This is a genomic window from Leeia oryzae DSM 17879, from assembly GCF_000376945.1.
In the GTDB taxonomy this organism is placed as follows: domain Bacteria; phylum Pseudomonadota; class Gammaproteobacteria; order Burkholderiales; family Leeiaceae; genus Leeia; species Leeia oryzae.
The window spans coordinates 1-20,315 of sequence record NZ_AQXU01000010.1; the positions used below are offsets into that span (position 1 = coordinate 1).

Consider the following 20,315-nt stretch of genomic DNA (forward strand, 5'->3'; position numbering starts at 1 on the left):
TGTCGCTGCACATCATCAACGAACCGATCGAGATGCTGTACACCCCGTTCTCGATCATGATCGGCATGGTCTACTCGTACCTGCCATTCATGATCCTGCCGCTGTACTCGCATCTGGTGAAGCTGGACGGACGTCTGCTGGAAGCCGCGGGTGACCTGGGTGCCAAGCCCTGGAAAACCTTCGTGGCGATCACGCTGCCGTTGTCCAAAGGCGGCATCATTGCCGGCGCGATGATGGTGTTCATTCCGGCGGTGGGCGAGTACGTGATCCCGGAACTGCTGGGTGGCGGCGACTCGCTGATGATTGGTAAGAAACTGATGGACGACTTCGGTCCGAACCTTGACTGGCCAATGGCCTCTGCCGTGGCGGTGGTGATGATTCTGCTGCTGATTGCGCCGATTATCTGGTTCCATCGTTATGAAACCCGTGAGCTGAAAGGTTAGTCATGAGTAACGGAAAAATGTCTCTGGGCGCCAGGACGTATCTGGGCATCGGGTTCTTCTTCCTGTATGCACCGATCGTCAGCCTGATTGTGTTCTCGTTCAACCAGTCGCGACTGGTGACGGTCTGGGGCGGCTTCTCGCTGCAGTGGTATGGTGAGCTGTTCAAGGATGATGCGCTGAAATCGGCGGTCGGGCTGTCGTTCAAGATTGCCCTGATGTCCTCGATTGCCGCGGTGGTGTTCGGCACCATTGCCGGTCTGGTACTGGCACGCTTTGGCCGCTTCAAGGGCTCCTCGCTGTTTGCCGGGTTGATTACCGCGCCGATGGTGATGCCGGAAGTGATTGTGGGTCTGTCGATGCTGCTGCTGTTTGTGGCCTTGTCATCCACCATGAACTGCGGCATTGATGTGGCAGAAATGACCGGCATGCAGTCCCTGGGCTGTGGTGCGTTTGGCGAGCGTGGCATGTTCACCATCTGGATCGGCCACACCACCTTGTGTATTGCCTATGTGGCGATCCTGATCCAGTCCCGGCTGCGGGAAATCGACAAGTCGCTGGAAGAAGCGGCGATGGATCTGGGCTGTCATCCGTTCAAGGTGTTCTTCGTGATCACCATTCCGGTGATTGCACCGGCACTGATCTCCGGCATGTTGCTGTCGTTCACGCTGTCGCTGGATGACTACGTGCTGACGGCGTTCCTGTCAGGACCTGGTTCGACCACGTTACCGCAGTGGATCTTCTCGTCGATCAAGCTGGGTCTGACGCCGAAGGTGAATGCGCTGGCGACGATCGTGGTGGTGATTGTAACGATCTTCGTGGTGTTGTCGAACCGGATGATGCTGACGGCGCAGAAGAAGCGGGACAAGGCGATGCAGGCGGCGGCCGCTGGCGGGCACTAAGCAAGATGCCGCAGTCACCGCAATAGCTGCAGTAACCGCAGTCACACGTTGTTGTGTCACACAGAGAGCCGGCCTTGTGCCGGCTTTTTGTTTCGGTGTACGGCCCACCATACTCCGAATTCCACCTGCACCCTGTTCCGCCGGCAGGCTATCCGCTAACGATCTGCTTAGCGTTCATGCGTCTCGATTTTGCATTCATAAAAACGATGTAGATAAGATAATTTATATATTTTATTTATTCATGCAAAAACCCTACAGTGAGGCTGTCGATGCAAGACCGGTAGAGCCCCCTCCCCAACCGGCCGCAAACGACGATATCGGCAAGACCGACAAGCGGACAGCACATTAACCGGATATCTCGCCGATCAGCACAGTCACGGGCAGAAGCTGGCGAAGATTCACGAAGCAGAAGAAGGACACAGACATGACAATTGAAAAAACCGATACGCTGGTCATTGGCGCCGGACAAGCCGGCGTGGCCATGAGCGAACACTTGAGCAAGCTGGATGTGCCGCATCTGGTACTGGAGCGCAACCGCATTGCAGAACGCTGGCGTACAGAACGCTGGGATTCGCTGGTGTGCAACGGCCCGGCCTGGCACGACCGCTTTCCCGGTCTGGAATTCAAGGATGCCGATCCGGATGCCTTTATCCCCAAAGACCAGGTGGCTGCGTATTTCGAAGCCTATGCCAAGAAATTCAACGCGCCGATCCGCACTGGCGTAGAAGTGAAAAAAGTGGTGCGTAACGTGGGCCGTCCCGGTTTTACCATCGAAACCTCCGAAGGCACCATCGAGGCCAACCGTGTCGTCGCCGCTACCGGCCCGTTCCAGCGTCCGATCATCCCGCCCGTTGCGCCCAAGGATGATCGCCTCACGCAAATCCACTCGGCACAATATCGCAACCCCGGACAATTGCCAGAGGGTGCGGTGCTGGTGGTAGGTGCAGGCTCATCCGGCGTGCAGATTGCCGACGAGCTGCAACGTGCCGGCAAAAAAGTGTACCTATCCGTCGGCGCGCACGATCGTCCGCCACGCGCCTACCGCAACCGTGACTTCTGCTGGTGGCTGGGGGTGCTGGGCGAATGGGATGCTGCCGCCATGAAACCGGGCACCGAGCACGTCACCATCGCCGTCAGCGGTGCGCGGGGCGGCCATACCGTGGACTTCCGCGGGCTGGCACATCAAGGCATCACGCTGGTGGGCATGACCAAATCGTTTGATGATGGCGTGGCGAGCTTCCAGCCGGACCTGGCTGAGAACATTGCCCGCGGCGATGCCAACTACCTGTCGTTGCTGGATGCGGCAGATGCCTACATCGAGCGTAATGGCCTGGACCTGCCAGAAGAACCGGAAGCCCGTAAAAAACTGCCAGACCCGGACTGCCTGACCAACCCGCTGCTGAGCCTGGATCTGGCGGCGGCAGGCGTGACTTCCATCGTCTGGGCTACCGGCTTTGCGGTGGATTACAGCTGGCTGCAGGTCAATGCGTTTGACGAAAAAGGCAAGCCGAAGCACCAGCGCGGTGTCTCCAGTGAACCAGGTGTCTACTTTGTCGGCCTGCCGTGGTTGTCCCGCCGTGGCTCTACCTTTATCTGGGGCGTATGGCACGATGCCAAGTATATTGCCGACCACATCGCCACCCAGCGCAAGTACTTTGCCTATCGGGATGCAGCGCATCGGGCCAGCACCAGCGCGTAATGCACCACCAATGATTTAGCAGCATCAAGCGTTTTGGCAGCATCCCCCCGGGTTTACCGTCCTCACCGGTAAATTCGGGGGGATGTTTTTTCATCCACCCCCACCAATTGCCCAAGGTTAGCTGCGCCCAAAGAAGCTTCGGCACAGCGTAATGAAAGCCTCCACCCTGCGGGTCGGTTTTAAGCCTTCCGGCCATGCCAGCACCAACGACAGTGATGGCACCTCGTCGGCAATCGGCAGACAAACCAGTTCGCTGCCATCGTAGCTCTGGTCAATGGCCGGGCGCAGGTTCAGGAAGGCATAGCCATTCTGGCTGGCCACCAGCCCGCGTACCAGTTCAAAGTTGACGGTCCGGTAGCGCACAAACGGCTCCAGCTTGCGTACCCGGAACATCGACAAAAAGTATTCGCGGCTGTGCGGCATGTCAAACAGCACCATCGGTTCTTCCACCAGCGACGCCAGCGTCACGGACGTCTGCCGGGCCAGCGGGTGCGATTTGGACAACAACACATAGGGGCGAGCCGAGAGCATCGGCTCCTTGACCAGTGCCGGCGACAAGTCCAGGTCATACAGCAAGGCCACCTCGATCTGCCCGTTGATCAGCCCGTGCTGCAGTGACTCTGTGGTGCCCTCGTTCAGGTCTACCTGTACTTCCGGATGCTGTGCGCGCAGTGCAGACAGCAAGCCCGGCAAGAAAATCGGCGCAATGGTGGTAAAGCAACCGAGCTTGATGCTGCCTTGCAACGCCTGGCTTAGCTCGTGCGCCTGATGCGTCAGGTCTTCTGCATGGGCCAGCAGGTTTCTGGCAGAGGCAATAAAGCTTTGCCCCGCCGGGGTGACCGAAATCCCTTTGGCGTGGTGGCGGATGAAAATCTGGATACCAAAGACTTCTTCGAGCTGGGCAATGCTGTTGGAGATGCCCGGCTGCGAGGTAAACAGCGCATTGGCCGCGGCGGTTACGCTGCCATGGTCGGCCACGGCCACCACATATTGCAACTGGCGAAGGGTGTAGTTCATGTCGGTCGCTTCATACAATTTAGTTATTCAGACAAGATAAATAATATATTTTATGAATGAAATGTAGGCCCATATACTGGCCCTGTCAACCGCAAAAAGGGGGACGGCCAAAGGCACTGCAATACCGCCCTACCCGCCCGTACCCCGCACGCAGGAAGCCGCACCAGACCTGCCGCTGACAACTGTTTAACCCGTTTTACCGTGGCCGGATGGTCCAGCATCCGGCCACACCCACACAACAGGAAACTCACACCATGGCACACACCCGCATTCGCAAATTCAATACCAAAGAAACCTATCCGGAACAAAACCTGGATAACGACCTATGCCAGGCCGTCGTGGCCGGCAACATCGTCTTTCTGCGCGGGCAGATCGGGCAAGACCTGGATACCCGCGAGTCTGTCGGCATTGGCGACGTCACCGCACAGACCGAGCGCGCCATGTACAACGTCAAGATGCTGCTGGAAGAATCCGGCAGCCATCTGGACCACGTCTGCAAGATCGTCATCTATCTGGTCGACCCGCGCTACCGCGAAGCCGTGTACCGCGAAGTGGGCAAATGGCTAAAAGGCGTGTACCCGGTCTCTACCGGTCTGGTGGTATCGGCCCTGGCACGCCCAGAGTGGCTGGTGGAAATCGACATTACCGCCGTGATTCCCGAAGGATACAAGTCATGACCTTCTCCATCGCCGCACGTTGCCCGGAAACCGGCATGGTCGGTGTGGCGCTGGCGTCCTCCAGCATTTGCGTGGCCAGCCGCTGCGCCAATGTCATGGCCGGCGTCGGTGCCGCGCTCAGTCAGAACGTCACCAACCCGGTGCTCGGCCAACAGGTACTCACGCTGATGGCGCGCGGGGAATCCACAGACCGCATCATCGACATCCTCAAAGCCGAAGAACCGTTCATTGAGTGGCGACAACTGGTGATGGTACCGCTCAAGGGCCAGCCGGCCATTTTCAGCGGCAACAAGGCGCTGGGCGTGTATGGCGCAGCCATCGGCATCCACTCGGCCGCCGCCGGTAACTTGCTGGCGACCTCTGAGTTGCCGCAGATCATGGTCGATGCCTTTGAGTCGGCCAGTGGCAGCTTGCCAGAACGCCTGCTCGCCGCCATGCAGGCCGCCGTCGCCGCCGGTGGCGAGGCCGGCCCCATCCATGCTGCCGGGCTCAAGGTAGCCGACCAGCAATCCTGGCCGGTGGTCGACCTGCGCGTGGACTGGGCAGATGAAGACCCGATTGGCGCCCTCAGCCGCCTATGGCAAATGTACCAGCCGCAAATGCAAGACTACATCACCCGGGCGATCAACCCCGCCAGCGCACCCAGCTACGGTGTGCCGGGTGATCTGTAAAGGAAGCCGCATGTCTACCCTCCACCTGCTAGAGACACTGGTAGCCTTTGACACCACCAGTCGCCTGTCCAACCTGGCGCTGATCCATTATGTACGTGATTACCTGGCCGGGTTTGGTATCGACAGCGCGCTGGTAGAAGACGCTACCGGCAAAAAAGCCAACCTGTATGCCACCATCGGCCCCAAAGACCGGCCCGGCGTGATGCTGGCCGGACATACCGACGTGGTACCGGTAGACGGCCAGACCTGGCAAAGCCCGCCATTTGCGCTGGATATCCGCGAGGAACGCGCCTATGGCCGTGGCTCGGCCGACATGAAAGGCTTTATCGCCTCGGTACTGGCGGCCGTACCGGCGCTGGTCAACCAACCGCTGCATACCCCGGTGCACATTGCACTGACCTACGACGAAGAAATCGGCTGCATCGGCGTACGCCGCTTGCTGGATGTACTGGGTGACATTTCCACCCTGCCCGCCATGTGCATCGTGGGCGAGCCTACCTCCATGCGGGTAGTCGCAGAGCATAAGGGCAAAGCGGCATTCCGGGTCAAAGTCACCGGGCTGGAAGGTCATTCCAGCAACCCCGCCAAAGGGGTGAATGCCGTGACCAACGCCGCCCGTCTGGTGGCGTTCATCGACCAGCTGGCCCGCAGCAAAGCCCAGTCCGGCCCGTTCGACCCGCTCTACGAAGTGCCATACACCACCCTGCATGTCGGCACCATCTCGGGCGGCACGGCGCTCAACATCATCCCGGCCGACTGTACGTTTGACTTCGAAATCCGTTATCTGCCGGCAGACAATCCGGCAGATCTGATCAACGACATCAAGGCATACGCCAGCGCACTCGAAGCTGACATGCAGCGCACCAGCCCGGACGCCAGCATCACCTTTACCGAGCGCAGCACCTACCCCGGCCTGTGTACCCCGCCAGATGCCCAGGTGGTCCGGTTTGTGCAAACCCTGCTGGACGACCAGACCCCGCCGGGCAAGATCGCATTTGGCACCGAAGGCGGTTTGTATTCTGAAGCCTGCGGCATCCCGACCGTTGTGTGTGGCCCAGGCAATATTGCCCAGGCGCACCAGCCGGACGAATGGATTGCCCTCTCTGAACTGGCCCGTTGCGACCACATGATGCAGCAACTGGTCAACGCATTACGCAGCACGTTGTAAAGCCGTACCGCAGCAAGCAGTAACGCAAGTCAAACCAAAAAAAGTCACAACACCTCAGTCACACACAGGCAGTAACTTTTATACAGGAGAGTGCAAATCATGGTGACAACTACAAAACGGACGCTGGTCAGTGCATGTATCGCGGCAATGGCGATGCCCGCCTTTGCCAAAGACATCACCGTTATCTCGTTTGGCGGCGCCAACAAAGACGCGCAGACCAAGGCCTATTACGAACCCATCAAGGCGCAAGGCATCAATGTCGTGGCGGCCGAATACAACGGCGAAATGGCCAAAGTCAAAGCCATGGTCGACACCAAGAGCGTGTCCTGGGATGTGGTCGAGGTGGAATCCCCGGAGCTGGCCCGGGGCTGTGATGAAGGGCTGTTCGAAAAACTCGACATGAAAAAAATCGGCAATGCGGCCGACTTTGTGCCGGGCGGTGTACAACAGTGTGGTGTGGGGCTGTACGTATGGTCTACCGCACTGGCCTATAACGCCGACAAACTGAAGCAGGCGCCCAAATCCTGGGCCGACTTCTGGGATGTCAAAACCTACCCGGGCAAACGCGCGCTCAGAAAAGGTGCCAAGTATACGCTGGAAATCGCGCTGCTGGCCGATGGTGTACCTAACAAGGATGTCTATAAAGTCCTGGCCACGCCCAAAGGCGTAGAACGTGCCTTCAAGAAGCTTGACCAGCTCAAACCCAATATCCAGTGGTGGGAAGCCGGTGCCCAGCCGCCCCAGTTCCTGGCCTCTGGCGATGTGGTGATGAGCTCGGCCTATAATGGCCGGATTGCCGCCGCATCAAAAGAAGGCAAGAACCTGAAAGTGGTCTGGAACCAGAGCATTTATGACCTGGACTACTGGGCCATCCCCAAAGGCACACCTAACAAGGACGATGCACTGAAGTTCATCGCCTTCGCCAGCAAAGCCGCCAACCAGAAGGTCTATTCAGAAACCATTCCTTACGGCCCGTCCAACAAGAAAGCCATTCCCTTGTTGTCAGCCGCCGTCGCGGCCGATCTGCCAACCGCCCCGAAAAATATGCAGAACGCACTGGCCATGAACACCCTGTTCTGGGCAGATTACGGCGAATCTCTGGAACAGCGCTTTAATGCCTGGGCCTCGAAATAAACCAGCAAATCTTGATGGATCAATGACTTACCCAATACTGGATTGATCCATACAAAACCACACAGCCCCCGTACCGGACATCCGGCACGGGGGCTGTGTGGTTAACAGCTATGGGCTATGGCTAAAAAATCGCCTCAGGCAGACAATGCAGGGTAATCGCTATACCCTTCTGCACCGCCACCATACACGGTATCAAAATTCACCGCGGCCAGCTCGGCGCCTGTCGCAAAGCGCTCTACCAGATCCGGGTTGGCAATGTACGGACGGCCAAAGGCCGCTGCATCAATGTAACCCTTGCGGATGTTCTCTTCGGCTTTCTCGGCGGTATAAGCACCCGCACCGATAATCACGCCAGGATAACGCTTGCGCACCTCGGCACGGAAAGCCTCGGTATAAGCTGGCGCACCCGCCCAGTCTGGTTCAGAGATATGCAAGTACGCCAGTTTGCGCTTGGCCAGTTCTTCTACCAGGTACAAGGCTGCTTCATCATTGCCGACATCGGTCAAACCGTTAAACACGCCCAGCGGAGAAATACGAATTCCCACATGGTCGGCATCCCATTCACCCACCACGGCATCCACCACTTCCAGTACCAGGCGGGTCCGGTTCTCGATACTGCCGCCGTAGGCATCGGTACGATGGTTGGTGTCCGGTGTCAGGAACTGGTGCAGCAAATAACCATGCGCCGCATGGATTTCGACCAGGTCAAACCCGGCACGGCGGGCGTTATCGGTTGCTTTGCGGAAATCCTCCAGCAAATCGGCAATCTCGGCGGTTTCCATGGCACGCGGGGTGCTGGTTGGCGCACGCACCAGGCTACCGTCTTCCGCACGGATATTGGTGTTAGCCTCAGCCGCAATCGCAGATGGTGCCACCGGTGCTTCATTGCCCGGTTGCAGGCTGGTATGAGAAATCCGGCCGGTGTGCCACAGTTGCAGAGACATCAAACCACCCGCAGCATGTACGCTGTCGGTCACCGCTTTCCAAGCACGTACCTGTTCTTCGCTATAAATCCCCGGGGCGCCGGCATAGCCCTTGGCGGTTGGGGAAATATGCGTCGCTTCGGCCACAATCAGGCCGGCGCTGGCACGCTGGGTATAGTAAGGCACGGCCAGATCAGTCGGCACATCACCCGGCTCGCGGTTACGCAGGCGGGTCAGTGGCGCCATGGCCACACGGTTTTTCAGGGTCACGGCACCCACTTTCAGCGGGGTCAGCAATTTATCCAGTTTCATCAGTTTCCCTTTCCTGATATTCGGCATCACGCCAGATGACATCAAAAAGAATAGACCAGTCGTCTATAAACAGTTTCAAAAAAATCCCACCTTTCGATGGGACTTACAACATACGTCAAACAATCAACTCAAATGCTAAAAACTATTAGAAGCCTTCATCAGGCATCCATCCACCCAACCACCAAAGACCAGCGCCTATTTGGTGGCCGGTGCAGCCAGCAGCATCTCGGTCTGCTGCATCGCAAATTCCAGCGGGGCCAGCGTCTGCTGCACCTTGTACAACAACGTCGCCCCTACCCACAAACTATACAACGACCGCGCGGTTTTCTCTGCGTCCAGCGCCAGAGACAAAGATCCGTCCGCCTGGCCGTCCAGAATCGTCACGCTCAGACGCTTCATCACCACGTCCATGCCTTCAGACAAGGCCTCCCGCATCGGCTCGGACAAATCAGACACTTCCGCCGCCAGTTTCACCGCCAGGCAAATCGGCGCAGAACAGGCGTGGTTATTCAGCCAGCCCGCAAAATACTTCAGCAAACGCTCTCGCGCCGTGCCCTCGCAACCCACAAACAGCTGCTTTAGCCGCTCGTCGTACTGTTCGAAATACCGCTCCAGCAGGTCAACCCCAAAGCCCTCTTTCGACTTGAAGTAATGGTAGAAAGAACCCTTGGGCACCCCCGCCGTCTGCAAAATCTCCGCAAGCCCCACCGCCGCAAACCCCTTACCCAGGATAATGCGCTCGGCTGTCGCCAGCAGATGCTCGCGTGTATCGGTGTGATGCGTTGCTCGTGTCATGGGATGTATATTATTAGACCAGTCGTCTAGTTGTCAAATACTTTTAAGAGTCACATGCTGGCAAACACCTGACCACACAAAAAATGCATGCAAATCAAAGCCATGATGATATCATCATACCCGTAGTCGCCCATTATCAGGGCAAACTACCACGAGTCCTTGCCATACAACCTTGAACCGCCAAACCATTTGCTTGGGCTTGACTCAATCGCTTTTGAGGCTGCTATCAACTCTTCGAGTGACACTACTGATGAAACTCAACCGTGAAGATGCCTTTACCCTGACAAGCAGCAGGTTAAATGGCACAGAACTTGTAGATGCAAACTCAAACCATTCATTCGGACGGCACACGCATGACCAGTTTGGTATTGGCCTGATCAGTAAAGGTGCGCAACAGTCATGGAGTGGCAGAGGCCTTGTTGAGGCGTGTGCGGGAGATTTGATCACTGTTAACCCCGGCGAAGTCCATGACGGGAAGCCTGTCAGTGATGGCGGGCGAAGCTGGCAAATGATCTATTTTGACCCCTTGCTGATCCAGCAATTAGGAGACGTGAGCAGTAGCGGCAAAAATCTCCCCATCGAATTTACACAGCCCGTCGTGAGACGCCCGGATGCCGCGATCACCTTTCGAAAGTTATATATTGCGCTCAATACAAAGTATCCAGATAACAGCGATCTGAATACGGAAGCCTTGCTACTGACGCTACTGGACAAATTGACGGATGATTCGCAGGAACAGACCCGCAAGACAGACATGACCTTCAACATGTCAGAAATCATTTCAAAATTGAGTGACGAATCCATTTTCAATCATGCATTAGCCGATCTGGCAGAGATGTGCAGCATGAGCCGCTTCCAGTTTTTACGCGCCTTTAAAAAGACCACAGGGCTGACACCACACGCATTTCTGTTGCAGAAAAGGCTTCAAAAAGCGAAGACGGATATTCGCTCAGGCAAGCCTTTGATTGAAACCGCCATCAATTCAGGCTTCTCGGATCAAAGTCACATGACAAGAATATTTGTACGCACGTTTGGATATTCGCCTGGCCAATATCTGAAACTGGTCCACAGCTAGCCAGAGAATACAGCCTGCAATTTCATTCAAGACGCAGCCAAGTACAAAGGTCACAATCGGAGTCAGTTTTCAACCTATAGGGACTCCACATGAACTCCACATTCATCATTACCGCACTCATCATTGTTGCCACGCCAGGGACAGGGGCAATTTACACATTGGCGGCAGGCTTGGCAGGCGGTTACCGAAGCAGCCTCATTGCTGCCCTTGGTTGTACCTTAGGCGCATTACCTCATTTAATTGCAGCCATCAGCGGTATTGCAACCATTTTCCATACCAGTAATGTCGCATTCCAGTTACTGAAATGGCTAGGTGTCCTCTATTTGCTGTATATGGCCGTCATGATGCTAAAGGATAAATCTGGCATCACCATCCATGGTCAACCAGCAAAACAAGACGCAAGAAAAATGATTGTCGATGCCGTTCTGATTAACCTGCTTAACCCCAAGTTATCTCTCTTCTTCTTCGCCTTTTTGCCGCAGTTTATTGACCCGCAATCGTCCAGTGCGCTCAAAGACATGCTGTTGCTCAGTAGCATCTTTCTGCTGCTGACATTCATTGTATTTAGCCTCTATGGCATTTTGTCTGCCGCTTTACGCAAGCACCTGATCTCCAACATGACACTTCAAAAGTACATGCGCATGGGCTTTGGTGTCAGTTTCGCTGGATTAGCCCTTAAACTCGCGTTTGTCAGTGCTCACAAATAAATATCCAGCGGGAAAGAACACAGATCACAACTGCGCGATAGAGTTTCTCCACAAGGCAGCTTTCAAAGATGAAAAAACCCCGCAAGGCTTTCGTCTTGCGGGGTTTTATGTCCATCCAACCCGATGCTTATTCTGGACGCATCTGCGGGAACAGAATCACGTCACGGATCGCGGCTGCATCAGTCAGCAGCATCACCAGACGGTCGATACCAATACCACAACCGCCGGTCGGTGGCAGGCCGTGTTCCAGGGCGCGGACGTAGTCGGCGTCAAAGTGCATGGCTTCGTCGTCGCCAGCGTCTTTTTGTGCAACCTGTTGCATGAAGCGGTCGGCTTGGTCTTCCGGGTCGTTCAACTCGGAGTAACCGTTGGCCAGTTCGCGGCCCACTACAAACAGTTCAAAACGCTCGGTAATGCCTGGCTGGGTGTCAGAGGCACGCGCCAGTGGTGATACTTCGGCCGGGTAGTCGACAATGAAGGTCGGGTTCCACAGCTGGCCTTCGGCCACTTCTTCGAACAGCGACAATTGCAGACCGCCAATACCATCGGTCAGCACCGGTTTGCCGCCGGCACGGACGATCTCGGCTTTCAGCCAGGCGCGGTCGTGCAGTTGTTCGTCGGTGTAGTGCGGGTTGTATTTCTTGATGGCTTCCACAATGGTCAGACGGTCGAAGTGAGACAAATCTACCGGCTTGCCCTGATACTGGATGTGGGTTGTGCCACAGACTTTACGCGCCACGCTCTGGATGATGCCTTCGGTCATTTCCATCATGCGGTGGTAATCTGCATACGCCTCGTAGAATTCCATCATGGTGAATTCCGGATTGTGGCGGGTACTCATGCCTTCGTTCCGGAAGTTACGGTTGATCTCGAACACGCGCTCCATACCGCCCACGACTAGGCGTTTCAGGTACAGTTCTGGCGCAATACGCAGGTACAACGGCATGTCCAGCGCGTTGTGATGGGTCACAAACGGCTTGGCGGTTGCCCCACCCGGGATCGGGTGCATCATCGGGGTTTCGACTTCCAGGTATTCTTCGTTCACCATGTAGTCACGCACGCCCTGAATGATGCGGGAGCGGTTTACAAAGGTGGTGCGGGAGTAGTCGTTGGAAATCAGGTCCAGATAGCGCTGACGGTAAGCTTGCTCGGTATCGGCCAGACCGTGGAATTTCTCTGGCAGCGGGCGCAGCGCTTTGGTCAGCAGGCGCAGTTCGGTTACCTTGACAGACAGCTCGCCGGTTTTAGTTTTGAACAGCGTGCCTTTGGCCGCCAGAATGTCACCCAGATCCCAGTGCTTGAAGTCACCCAGCACGTCGGCACCCACGTTATCGATACCGATAAACAGCTGGATACGGCCACTCATGTCTTGCAGGGTGGCAAACGCGGCTTTACCCATCACACGCTTGAGCATCATGCGGCCGGCAACGGCGACTTCGATGACTTCGGCTTCCAGCGCTTCGTTGTCTTTCTCGCCATGGGCAGCGTGCAGCTTGCCGGCGTAGTGGGCACGTTTGAAGTCGTTCGGGAAGGCCGGGCCCTTTTGGCGCAGCTCGTTCAGCTTCTGGCGGCGCTCGGCAATGATCTGGTTGTCATCGACGTGTGCGTTGGTATCTGGCGTTTGGTTTTCTGCGGTCATGTTACGCTTTCTTAAAATCAGTGTGCTTCTGCAAATTCAAATAAATGGCTTGCCATATAGGTCTGTATCGCATCGTCTGGCTGACCTAGCCAGTGAATCTCGGTGTTGTGCTGCTTGTCGGTGCGGAACGCGCCCCAGGCCTTGCCGCTGTTCACGTCAAACAGCATCAGGTAACGCTCGCCGTCACAGTCACCCGGCTTGCAGCCTTCGTACAATACGTACATGCGGCTGTTAAAGCTGGTCAGCTCTGACGGGCGCTGCTGGCCAAAGCCGGCCAGCCAGTCGTGCGCGGCCAATTCGTCGGCAAAGGTGGTTTGCCAGGCGGCTTTGACATCCGTCTGGCGGCTGGCGGCCTTGCCAGGCGTGCCACCATAGCTGCGGAAAGCCGCGGGCCAATCGGCCGGGTTACTGCCGTGGGTGCCATGGGCAAACACGGTTTGCGTCAGCAACAGGGCAGCGGTGACAAGCAGTTTTTTCATGGCTTATACACCTTGTTTCAGGCTGGCTTCAATGAAGATATCCAGGTCGCCATCCATGACGCCCTTGATGTTCCCCACCTCAACGTTGGTACGCAAATCCTTGATACGGCTCTGGTCGAACACGTAAGAACGGATCTGATGCCCCCAGCCGATGTCGGACTTGCCGGCTTCCAGCGCCTGTTTCTCTTCGTTGCGCTTGCGCAGCTCCAGTTCGTACAGCTTGGCTTTCAGCATGCTCATGGCTTCGGCACGGTTCTTGTGCTGTGAGCGGTCGTTCTGGCACTGCACCACGATATTGGTCGGCAAGTGCGTAATCCGGATCGCGGAGTCGGTCTTGTTAATGTGCTGGCCACCCGCGCCAGAGGCACGGTAGGTATCCACCCGCAAGTCCGCCGGGTTGATCTCGATCTCGATGGTGTCGTCGACTTCCGGGTACACAAACACAGACGCAAACGAAGTATGACGACGGGCGTTAGAGTCATACGGCGATACGCGCACCAGGCGGTGAACGCCGGTTTCGGTACGCAGCAGGCCGTAGGCGTATTCGCCGGTCAGCTTCAGGCTGACGCTGGAAATACCGGCCACTTCGCCTTCGGACTCTTCCAGTACTTCGACAGTAAAGCCTTTGCGCTCGCCATAACGGGTGTACATGCGGTACAGCATGCCGGCCCAGTCCTGGGCCTCTGTACCACCTGCACCAGACTGGATGTCGATAAAGCAGTTGTTCGGGTCTTGCGGATGGTTGAACATCCGGCGGAATTCGAGTTTCTCGATCTCGGCCTGGGCAATGGCAATATCGGCCTGCACGGCTTCAACGGTCTCGGGGTCTTCTTCTTCGCGCGCCAGTTCAAACAGGTCAGTAGCGTCTTTCAGGCGTTGATCCACGTCACGGATGACGACGACCACGTTTTCCAGGGATTTTTTCTCGCGCCCGAGTTCTTGCGCTTTTTCAGGGGTATTCCAGATCGCTGCGTCTTCCAGCAGACGGTCTACTTCTTCCAGACGTTCTACTTTCTGGTCGTAGTCAAAGATACCCCCTGAGCGACGTGGTGCGCTCGGCCAGATCGGCCAGGTTGTTCTGAATGGCGTTCAGAAATTCGGCTTCCATCATTTTCCTCTAGGGTGGCGCACTAAATTGCGCACACCATTAACTGTAGATTAGACATGCAAACCCTTGATTATACACGAGAGTAAGCCGCGAATTGACAGCTGCCACGGAATTTTGTTGGATGCCTGCGACTTAAGCCGGTGGCACCGTCTGGCTGCTGGCGGCAGCCTCATGCCCGTCGAGGTGAACGTATCTGGACAATACGCCATACAGTGCATCGGCAGAGATGGGTTTGGGGATGAAATCGTTCATGCCGGCCGCCATGCAGGCATCTACATCTTCCTTCATCACGTTGGCGGTCAGCGCGACGATCGGCAGCGCATGAAACCCGTCCAGCCGCAGCTGGCGCGTGGCCTCATAGCCGTCCATCACCGGCATCTGTACATCCATCAGCACCAGGTCAAACGAATGGCTCATGACCTGCTGCACGGCCTCCAGCCCGTTGGCTGCATGCGTCACCGAGCAGTTAAACCGTTGCAGCAGACGTTTGGCCACCAAGGCATTGACTGCGTTGTCTTCTACCAGCAGCACATTCAGCTTTAACGGCGCGGCATCGGTTCCCTGCGGCAAGTGGACGGGTGCTTCCTGTACTGCTTTTGCGGCGTCCAGTGCAATATCAAAGTAAAACTCCGATCCTTTGCCTGCTTCACTGTCTACCTGCAACTGGCCGCCCATCATGTGCACCAGCCGCGACGAAATCGCCAGCCCCAGCCCCGTACCGCCATACCGCCGGGTGGTAGAAGCATCTGCCTGGGTAAACCGCTGAAACAACCGGGTCTTGGCTTCTGGCCCAATACCGATGCCACTGTCCGTCACCGCAAAGAAGAACCGCTGCTTGCCGTCGGCAACCTGTATGGCACGCAAGCTCAGCTTCACAAAGCCCTGATGCGTGAACTTGATGGCATTCCCCAACAGGTTGAGCAGCACTTGCCGCAAGCGGCCGGAGTCTGCCATCACCCACTTGGGAATGGGTTCGGTAATGTCAAAAGTAAAGTCCAGCTGCTTTTCGTGCGCGCGGGGCTGCAACAGGCTCATGACACTGTGGCAAAGCTGCAGCAGGTCCACCGCATGCAAATCCAGTTGCAAACGTCCGGCCTCGATTTTGGAGTAATCCAGAATATCGTTCAGAATCGCCAGCAAGGCGCTACCAGAATCATAAATGGTATCGACATACTGCCGCTGCACGGTATCGAGGGAGGTATCTTTCAGCAGTTGCGCCATCCCCAGCACACCATTCATCGGGGTGCGGATTTCGTGGCTCATGGTGGCCAGAAACTCGCTCTTGGCCCGGGTAGCGGCTTCGGCACTTTCCTTGGCCTGAATCAGCGCCTGTTCCTCTGCCTTGCGTACCGACAAATCAAACCAGGTGGCCAGAAACACCTCATGTTCATAGCCGGGCAAACGCAATGCAATGACCATTACCTCGCAAGGAAACTCAGTACCGTCAATACGCCGGCGTATCCATTCAAAGCGGGTTTGCCGCTTGCGTCGCAAATTGAGCACGTTTTCCTGGTGCGCCTCTGCCACGGGCTTGCCACCCGCCTGCACTGGTGCAGAAAACTCGCTCATGGGGTGCCCCAGCACCTGATCCCGGCGGGTTGCGCGCAGCATGTCCAGTGCTGCGCGGTTACAATCCAGAATCCCGCCGTTTTCCGAGTGCAGCAAGTGGGCATTGGGAGACTGGTCAAACATGGCCCTGAAGCGTGCCTCTCCCTGCAAACGCTCGGTCACGTCCATCATCAGCCAGACTTCACCAAAGGCCCACTCGCAGTAGGTAAACTCCACATCCCGGATCGCACCATCCAAACGTCGCAGCTTGGTGGTAAAGCTGGTCGACACATCATGGTTGAGCTTGAGCCGCTCGAACGGATCATTCGCGGCAATTCCGCTGCTGTCTTCCAGCAGCCGGTCCCAGTCTTCCGTGCGGGTGATTTCGTTGCGGTTGTAGCCGGTAATCGCGGCCGCGGCAGCATTTAACCGTAGTACACCGTTTTCGATCACCAGCGCACCAATCGGCATGCTTTCCACAATCAGCCGGAAACGGGCTTCGCTTTCCTGCAGCGAGTTGGTCATTTTTCTGGCCAGCACCAGCGCCGCCTGACGGGTTCTTAACGACACAAACAGCAGCAGGCTCAGCAGTACCGTGATGATGACGCCCACCGCAAAGGTCAGAATGGTACTGCTTAAACTGAAGTATCCGCGGATCGAGGGTTGTGCACTCATCTGCACTCGCCAGACCCGCCCACCCACATCCAGATGCAGGGTTTTGCTATAGGCACGCTCTGCCAGATAACCAGCATCGGCCTCAATCTCTGTGGCTGCACGTGCCTGATCTGCTTCAAAGATCATCTCGGGCTTGGCAGACACCACATCAAACACTTCGATGTCCACATCTTTGGCTGATTCGGCATAGATATCGTGGAAAATGGCATCCGCCAGAATCGGCATGTACACCCAGCCAATCAGGGCTTCCTGCCGCTGACTGGCTGTCTGGATCGACATGCCGAGGTGATACACCGGTAACAGATACAGAAAACCCGGCCCCTGGCGCTGCTTTTGTACCAGATGCACCGGAGCCGTCATGGTGGCACGGTTTTTCAGAACTGCCAGATTCGCTGCCGCCAGCCGGTTGGCTTCTGTGGCAATGTTGTAACCCAGCGCATTGGCGTTGATCGTCAGCGGTTCTATATGATCGATAATATAAAAAGGGCTGGTTCCGTTGTCTGCAGGGTGAATATTGAACGCAATGCCGGTATCTTTGCGGGCCGTGGCGATAAAATCGGGAATCTGTTCGCGCGTTAACCGGCGAATGAACCCCAGCCCGAGCGCACCGGGGAAATTATTATCAAAGGTAGATGTCTGGATATACTCGCGAAAATCCGGCGTAGAAACCCGGTCTTTCAGGGAAAACAACCCGCGCGCACCTTGCAGGCCCAGCGCATAACGCTGCAAGCGGTCTCGAATGCGGGCTTCAATACGATCCGTCTGCTGCGTAAAATAAGCCTCTGCCTCGTGTTTTTGTTGGGCATGGACATAATAGGCAGCGCCACTACTGGCCATCAGCCCTATCAGCACGACCGATAACACCATCAACCGCCCGGACCACCCCAGTCTGGGCAGACTTTCCATTATGTTTTCGGACAAACGATAAAGACGCTGCACTTTTAACCCGCTATTGTTATTGTAACGACTGACATCCAGCCCGCTCCCCCATTCCCGAATGCGGTCAGGCAATTGCTTCCTGCATAATAAACAGGAAACAGCTACAATATGATCTTTAAATGAATCTTTTTTTGATGATGGCCACCCGTTTTTCTTCCTTATTCTCCGTGCTGGCAGGGTTAGCCATCTGCATTATAAGTTTCGTGCCGGTTTTTGCCAGCGCTCAAGAGGCCCCAAGCACCGAAACCGTGTTTGCCCAGAGCAAACAGCGCATTGCCCAGATCCGCATTCTGGAAAAAAGCGCCAATACCAAAGCATCGCTGGGATCCGGCTTTATCGTTAACGCCCAAGGGCTGATCATTACCAACTACCATGTCATTTCTGACCTGGTGTTCCGGCCAGACCTGTACCGCGGCGAGGTCTATTTTGGAGATGGTGAAACCCGTCCGCTCAGACTGGTCAATTTTGATGCCGTTCATGACCTGGCCATTGTGTCTACCGGCAAAACCAGCCCGGAGTTTTTCGACATCGACCCGCGTCCGCAGCCCAAAGGCAGCCGCGTCTACGCCATTGGCACCCCGCATGACCTGGGTTTTACCATTGTCGAAGGCACTTACAACGGCCTGTTGTCCGGCAGCCTGTATGAAAAAATCCATTACACTGGCGCCATCAACAGTGGCATGAGTGGTGGCCCGGCCATTTTGCCCGACGGCCGGGTGGTCGGCATCAATGTGGCAACCGCCGGTAATCAGATCGGCTTTCTGGTCCCATCCGTCTTTGCCCTGCGCCTGCTCAAGCAACCGCCACTCGGCAAAATGCCGGCACTGGAAGCCTTGCGCCGCCAGTTGCTGGATAACCAGGCCAATATTGTCGCGTCCATTACCCGGCAGCCCTTGCCTACCGCCAACTTCCATGGTTACCGCGTACCCGTGACCCTGGGTGATTTCAGCAAATGCTGGGCCGATACCGACCAGCAGATTTCCGCCATTTACCAGCGCTTCTCACAACAATGTTCCAGTGAAGATGATCTGTTCCTCTACCGCGAACACAGCACCGGCAAGCTGGAGTTCCAGCACGACTACATCAGTGCCCCCAAGCTCAATACCTTGCGCTTTTACAACCTGTTCCAGCAGTTTTTCGAGCGTCCGTACAACGATATGGGCGGGCCGCCGGAAGACATGGGGCAGTTCGAGTGCAAGACAGACTTTGTCGCCCGCAATGGCCTCAAGATGAAACTGGCGCTGTGCGTCCGCAGCTACAAGCGCCTGCCCGGACTGTTTGACATGATTCTGAAAATTGCCACCCTCAACCAGAACCACGAAGGCCTGCAAAGCAGCTATCAGGTATCCGGCGTGAGCTTTGCCAATGCCAGCAAGTTGGCGTATCAGTTTGCAGGAGCCTTCGCATGGCAGAAATAGTATTTGTGGAGGTCCTGGATACCCACGGCAAAGTACTGGAAAGACACAAGCTGACTGATTTTCCGGCCACCATTGGCCGTGATTATCACAACCAGATCATTCTGGATGACCCAACCGTTTCTCTGCTGCACCTGTCCATCCAGTCCAACGCGGACGGCAAGGTAGAGGTACTGGACTGCGACAGTGAAAACGGCTCCTGGTCTGAAGACCGGCGTGTCCGCCAGACCACGTTCAGTGACGAACTCAACATTCGGCTGGGCGAAACCGAAATCCGCCTGCGTACCCCGTCCGCCCGGCTGGCCCCTACCCGTCCGCTGGACCGCGTACGCCTGCCCCGCCCCATTCTCAATCGCAGCTGGATCTTCCTGCTGGTGTTTGCCCTGTGCCTGAGCGAGGCCTCGTTTGAAGGCTACTGGAACAGCTTCGCACCCAAAGCCCTGCCGGACATCTTGCTGACCCTGGCCCCCATCCTGATCGGCCTGCCGTTGTGGGCGGCCATCTGGGGCACCATTGGCCGGGTATTTACCGGTCGTGCACTGTTCTTTGCCCATGGCACCATTGGCGGGCTGGCTTTCCTGAGTACCATGCTGGTCCTCACGCTTAAGCACTTTATTGCGTTTGCCTTCAATGCCCCTGCGTTTGCCGCCTGGCTAGACCTGCTGTTGTCCGGTATCGGGCTTGGCTTGCTGATCTACCTGCACCTGCGCCTGGCCAGCAAGCTCAGCATGCGCACGCTGGGGAAAACCGGTGTTGGCTTTGCCGCCCTGCTCTGGTGCGGCTGGCTGCTGAGCGATTACGCGCAAGGACTGACCGCCAATGAAGCGCTGGATATCGATACCACCCTGCTACCCCCAAAAATGCGGCTGACGCCGGAAAAATCGCTGGAAGAATTCTTACAGGATGCCCAGTCACTGGCCAAATCCGCTCACGATGCGCCTTGATGTGCCGGGCGCATCGCCCGGTAGCCTTCCCCCCATGTTGATCACAGG

At 56.4% G+C, this 20,315-nt stretch carries 18 protein-coding genes; 11 read left to right on the forward strand and 7 right to left on the reverse strand.

Translation table 11 applies throughout. The features are described from left to right. The 3 genes from F552_RS0100525 to F552_RS0100535 all read left to right on the forward strand — a co-directional run. The coding region (locus F552_RS0100525; RefSeq protein WP_018149755.1) for an ABC transporter permease subunit at nucleotides 1-443 on the forward strand (443 nt) is incomplete at its 5' end. A gap of 2 nt (nucleotides 444-445) precedes the next feature. Then, complete coding sequence (locus F552_RS0100530; protein ID WP_033374367.1) at nucleotides 446-1,342, forward strand: ABC transporter permease subunit; 897 nt, start codon at nucleotides 446-448, stop codon at nucleotides 1,340-1,342. 424 nt (nucleotides 1,343-1,766) lie between these two features. Further along, a complete protein-coding gene (locus F552_RS0100535; protein ID WP_018149757.1) occupies nucleotides 1,767-3,041 on the forward strand; it encodes a flavin-containing monooxygenase in 1,275 nt (424 codons plus the stop codon). A 117-nt stretch (nucleotides 3,042-3,158) separates the two neighbouring features. On the opposite strand, the gene F552_RS0100540 is transcribed toward F552_RS0100535, so the two are convergent. Then, nucleotides 3,159-4,058 carry a LysR substrate-binding domain-containing protein gene (locus tag F552_RS0100540; RefSeq protein WP_018149758.1) on the reverse strand — a complete coding sequence of 300 codons (900 nt, stop codon included), beginning with the start codon at nucleotides 4,056-4,058 and terminating at the stop codon, nucleotides 3,159-3,161. 254 nt (nucleotides 4,059-4,312) lie between these two features. On the opposite strand from F552_RS0100540, the gene F552_RS0100545 reads away from it, so the two are divergent. The 4 genes from F552_RS0100545 to F552_RS0100560 all read left to right on the forward strand — a co-directional run bounded on the left by F552_RS0100545 (nucleotide 4,313) and on the right by F552_RS0100560 (nucleotide 7,708). Next, complete coding sequence (locus tag F552_RS0100545; RefSeq protein ID WP_018149759.1) at nucleotides 4,313-4,735, forward strand: RidA family protein; 423 nt, start codon at nucleotides 4,313-4,315, stop codon at nucleotides 4,733-4,735. Continuing rightward, entirely contained in the window at nucleotides 4,732-5,406 is a 675-nt protein-coding gene (locus tag F552_RS0100550) for a DUF1028 domain-containing protein (RefSeq protein WP_018149760.1), read from the forward strand. The genes F552_RS0100545 and F552_RS0100550 overlap by 4 nt, the downstream gene beginning before the upstream one ends. A 10-nt stretch (nucleotides 5,407-5,416) precedes the next feature. Beyond that, entirely contained in the window at nucleotides 5,417-6,574 is a 1,158-nt protein-coding gene (argE, locus tag F552_RS0100555; RefSeq protein WP_018149761.1) for an acetylornithine deacetylase, read from the forward strand. A gap of 99 nt (nucleotides 6,575-6,673) precedes the next feature. Then, nucleotides 6,674-7,708, forward strand: coding sequence for an ABC transporter substrate-binding protein (locus F552_RS0100560; protein WP_018149762.1), 1,035 nt, complete (start codon nucleotides 6,674-6,676; stop codon nucleotides 7,706-7,708). A 134-nt stretch (nucleotides 7,709-7,842) separates the two neighbouring features. Here F552_RS0100560 and nemA read toward each other — a convergent pair whose 3' ends face one another. Further along, nucleotides 7,843-8,943, reverse strand: a complete 1,101-nt coding sequence (nemA, locus tag F552_RS0100565; RefSeq protein ID WP_018149763.1) for an N-ethylmaleimide reductase — start codon at nucleotides 8,941-8,943, stop codon at nucleotides 7,843-7,845. A 195-nt stretch (nucleotides 8,944-9,138) separates the two neighbouring features. Further along, nucleotides 9,139-9,738 (reverse strand): TetR/AcrR family transcriptional regulator, encoded by a 600-nt coding sequence (locus F552_RS0100570; protein ID WP_018149764.1) that lies wholly within the window; start codon nucleotides 9,736-9,738, stop codon nucleotides 9,139-9,141. 172 nt (nucleotides 9,739-9,910) lie between these two features. Between F552_RS0100570 and F552_RS0100580 the strand changes: the two genes are divergently transcribed. Both F552_RS0100580 and F552_RS0100585 read left to right on the forward strand, forming a co-directional pair. Beyond that, nucleotides 9,911-10,813 carry an AraC family transcriptional regulator gene (locus F552_RS0100580; protein ID WP_156802181.1) on the forward strand — a complete coding sequence of 301 codons (903 nt, stop codon included), beginning with the start codon at nucleotides 9,911-9,913 and terminating at the stop codon, nucleotides 10,811-10,813. Nucleotides 10,814-10,902: 89 nt separating this feature from the next. Continuing rightward, complete coding sequence (locus F552_RS0100585; RefSeq protein WP_018149766.1) at nucleotides 10,903-11,520, forward strand: LysE family translocator; 618 nt, start codon at nucleotides 10,903-10,905, stop codon at nucleotides 11,518-11,520. A gap of 127 nt (nucleotides 11,521-11,647) precedes the next feature. Here the strand turns inward: F552_RS0100585 and lysS are convergent, their stop codons facing one another. From lysS to F552_RS19850, 4 genes are all read right to left on the reverse strand, one after another. Further along, nucleotides 11,648-13,159, reverse strand: coding sequence for a lysine--tRNA ligase (lysS, locus tag F552_RS0100590; RefSeq protein ID WP_018149767.1), 1,512 nt, complete (start codon nucleotides 13,157-13,159; stop codon nucleotides 11,648-11,650). 17 nt (nucleotides 13,160-13,176) lie between these two features. Beyond that, on the reverse strand, nucleotides 13,177-13,638 hold the full coding sequence (locus tag F552_RS0100595; RefSeq protein WP_018149768.1) for an Ivy family c-type lysozyme inhibitor: 462 nt from the start codon (nucleotides 13,636-13,638) through the stop codon (nucleotides 13,177-13,179). A 3-nt stretch (nucleotides 13,639-13,641) separates the two neighbouring features. Beyond that, a protein-coding gene (gene prfB / locus F552_RS0100600; RefSeq protein WP_156802182.1) for a peptide chain release factor 2 occupies nucleotides 13,642-14,746 on the reverse strand; the annotation gives its coding sequence in 2 pieces (ribosomal slippage) (nucleotides 13,642-14,664 and nucleotides 14,666-14,746; 1,104 coding nt in all). Nucleotides 14,747-14,878: 132 nt separating this feature from the next. After that, the gene (locus F552_RS19850) at nucleotides 14,879-17,980 is read right to left on the reverse strand and encodes a CHASE domain-containing hybrid sensor histidine kinase/response regulator family protein (RefSeq protein WP_156802183.1); all 3,102 of its coding nucleotides are present in this window, start codon (nucleotides 17,978-17,980) and stop codon (nucleotides 14,879-14,881) included. Nucleotides 17,981-18,027: 47 nt separating this feature from the next. Here F552_RS19850 and F552_RS18120 point away from each other — a divergent pair, with 47 nt between their 5' ends. Further along, a complete protein-coding gene (locus F552_RS18120) occupies nucleotides 18,028-19,326 on the forward strand; it encodes a S1C family serine protease (protein ID WP_018149771.1) in 1,299 nt (432 codons plus the stop codon). Continuing rightward, on the forward strand, nucleotides 19,314-20,267 hold the full coding sequence (locus F552_RS0100620; protein WP_018149772.1) for an FHA domain-containing protein: 954 nt from the start codon (nucleotides 19,314-19,316) through the stop codon (nucleotides 20,265-20,267). Before F552_RS18120 ends, F552_RS0100620 begins: the two co-directional genes overlap by 13 nt. Nucleotides 20,268-20,315 lie beyond the last annotated feature (48 nt).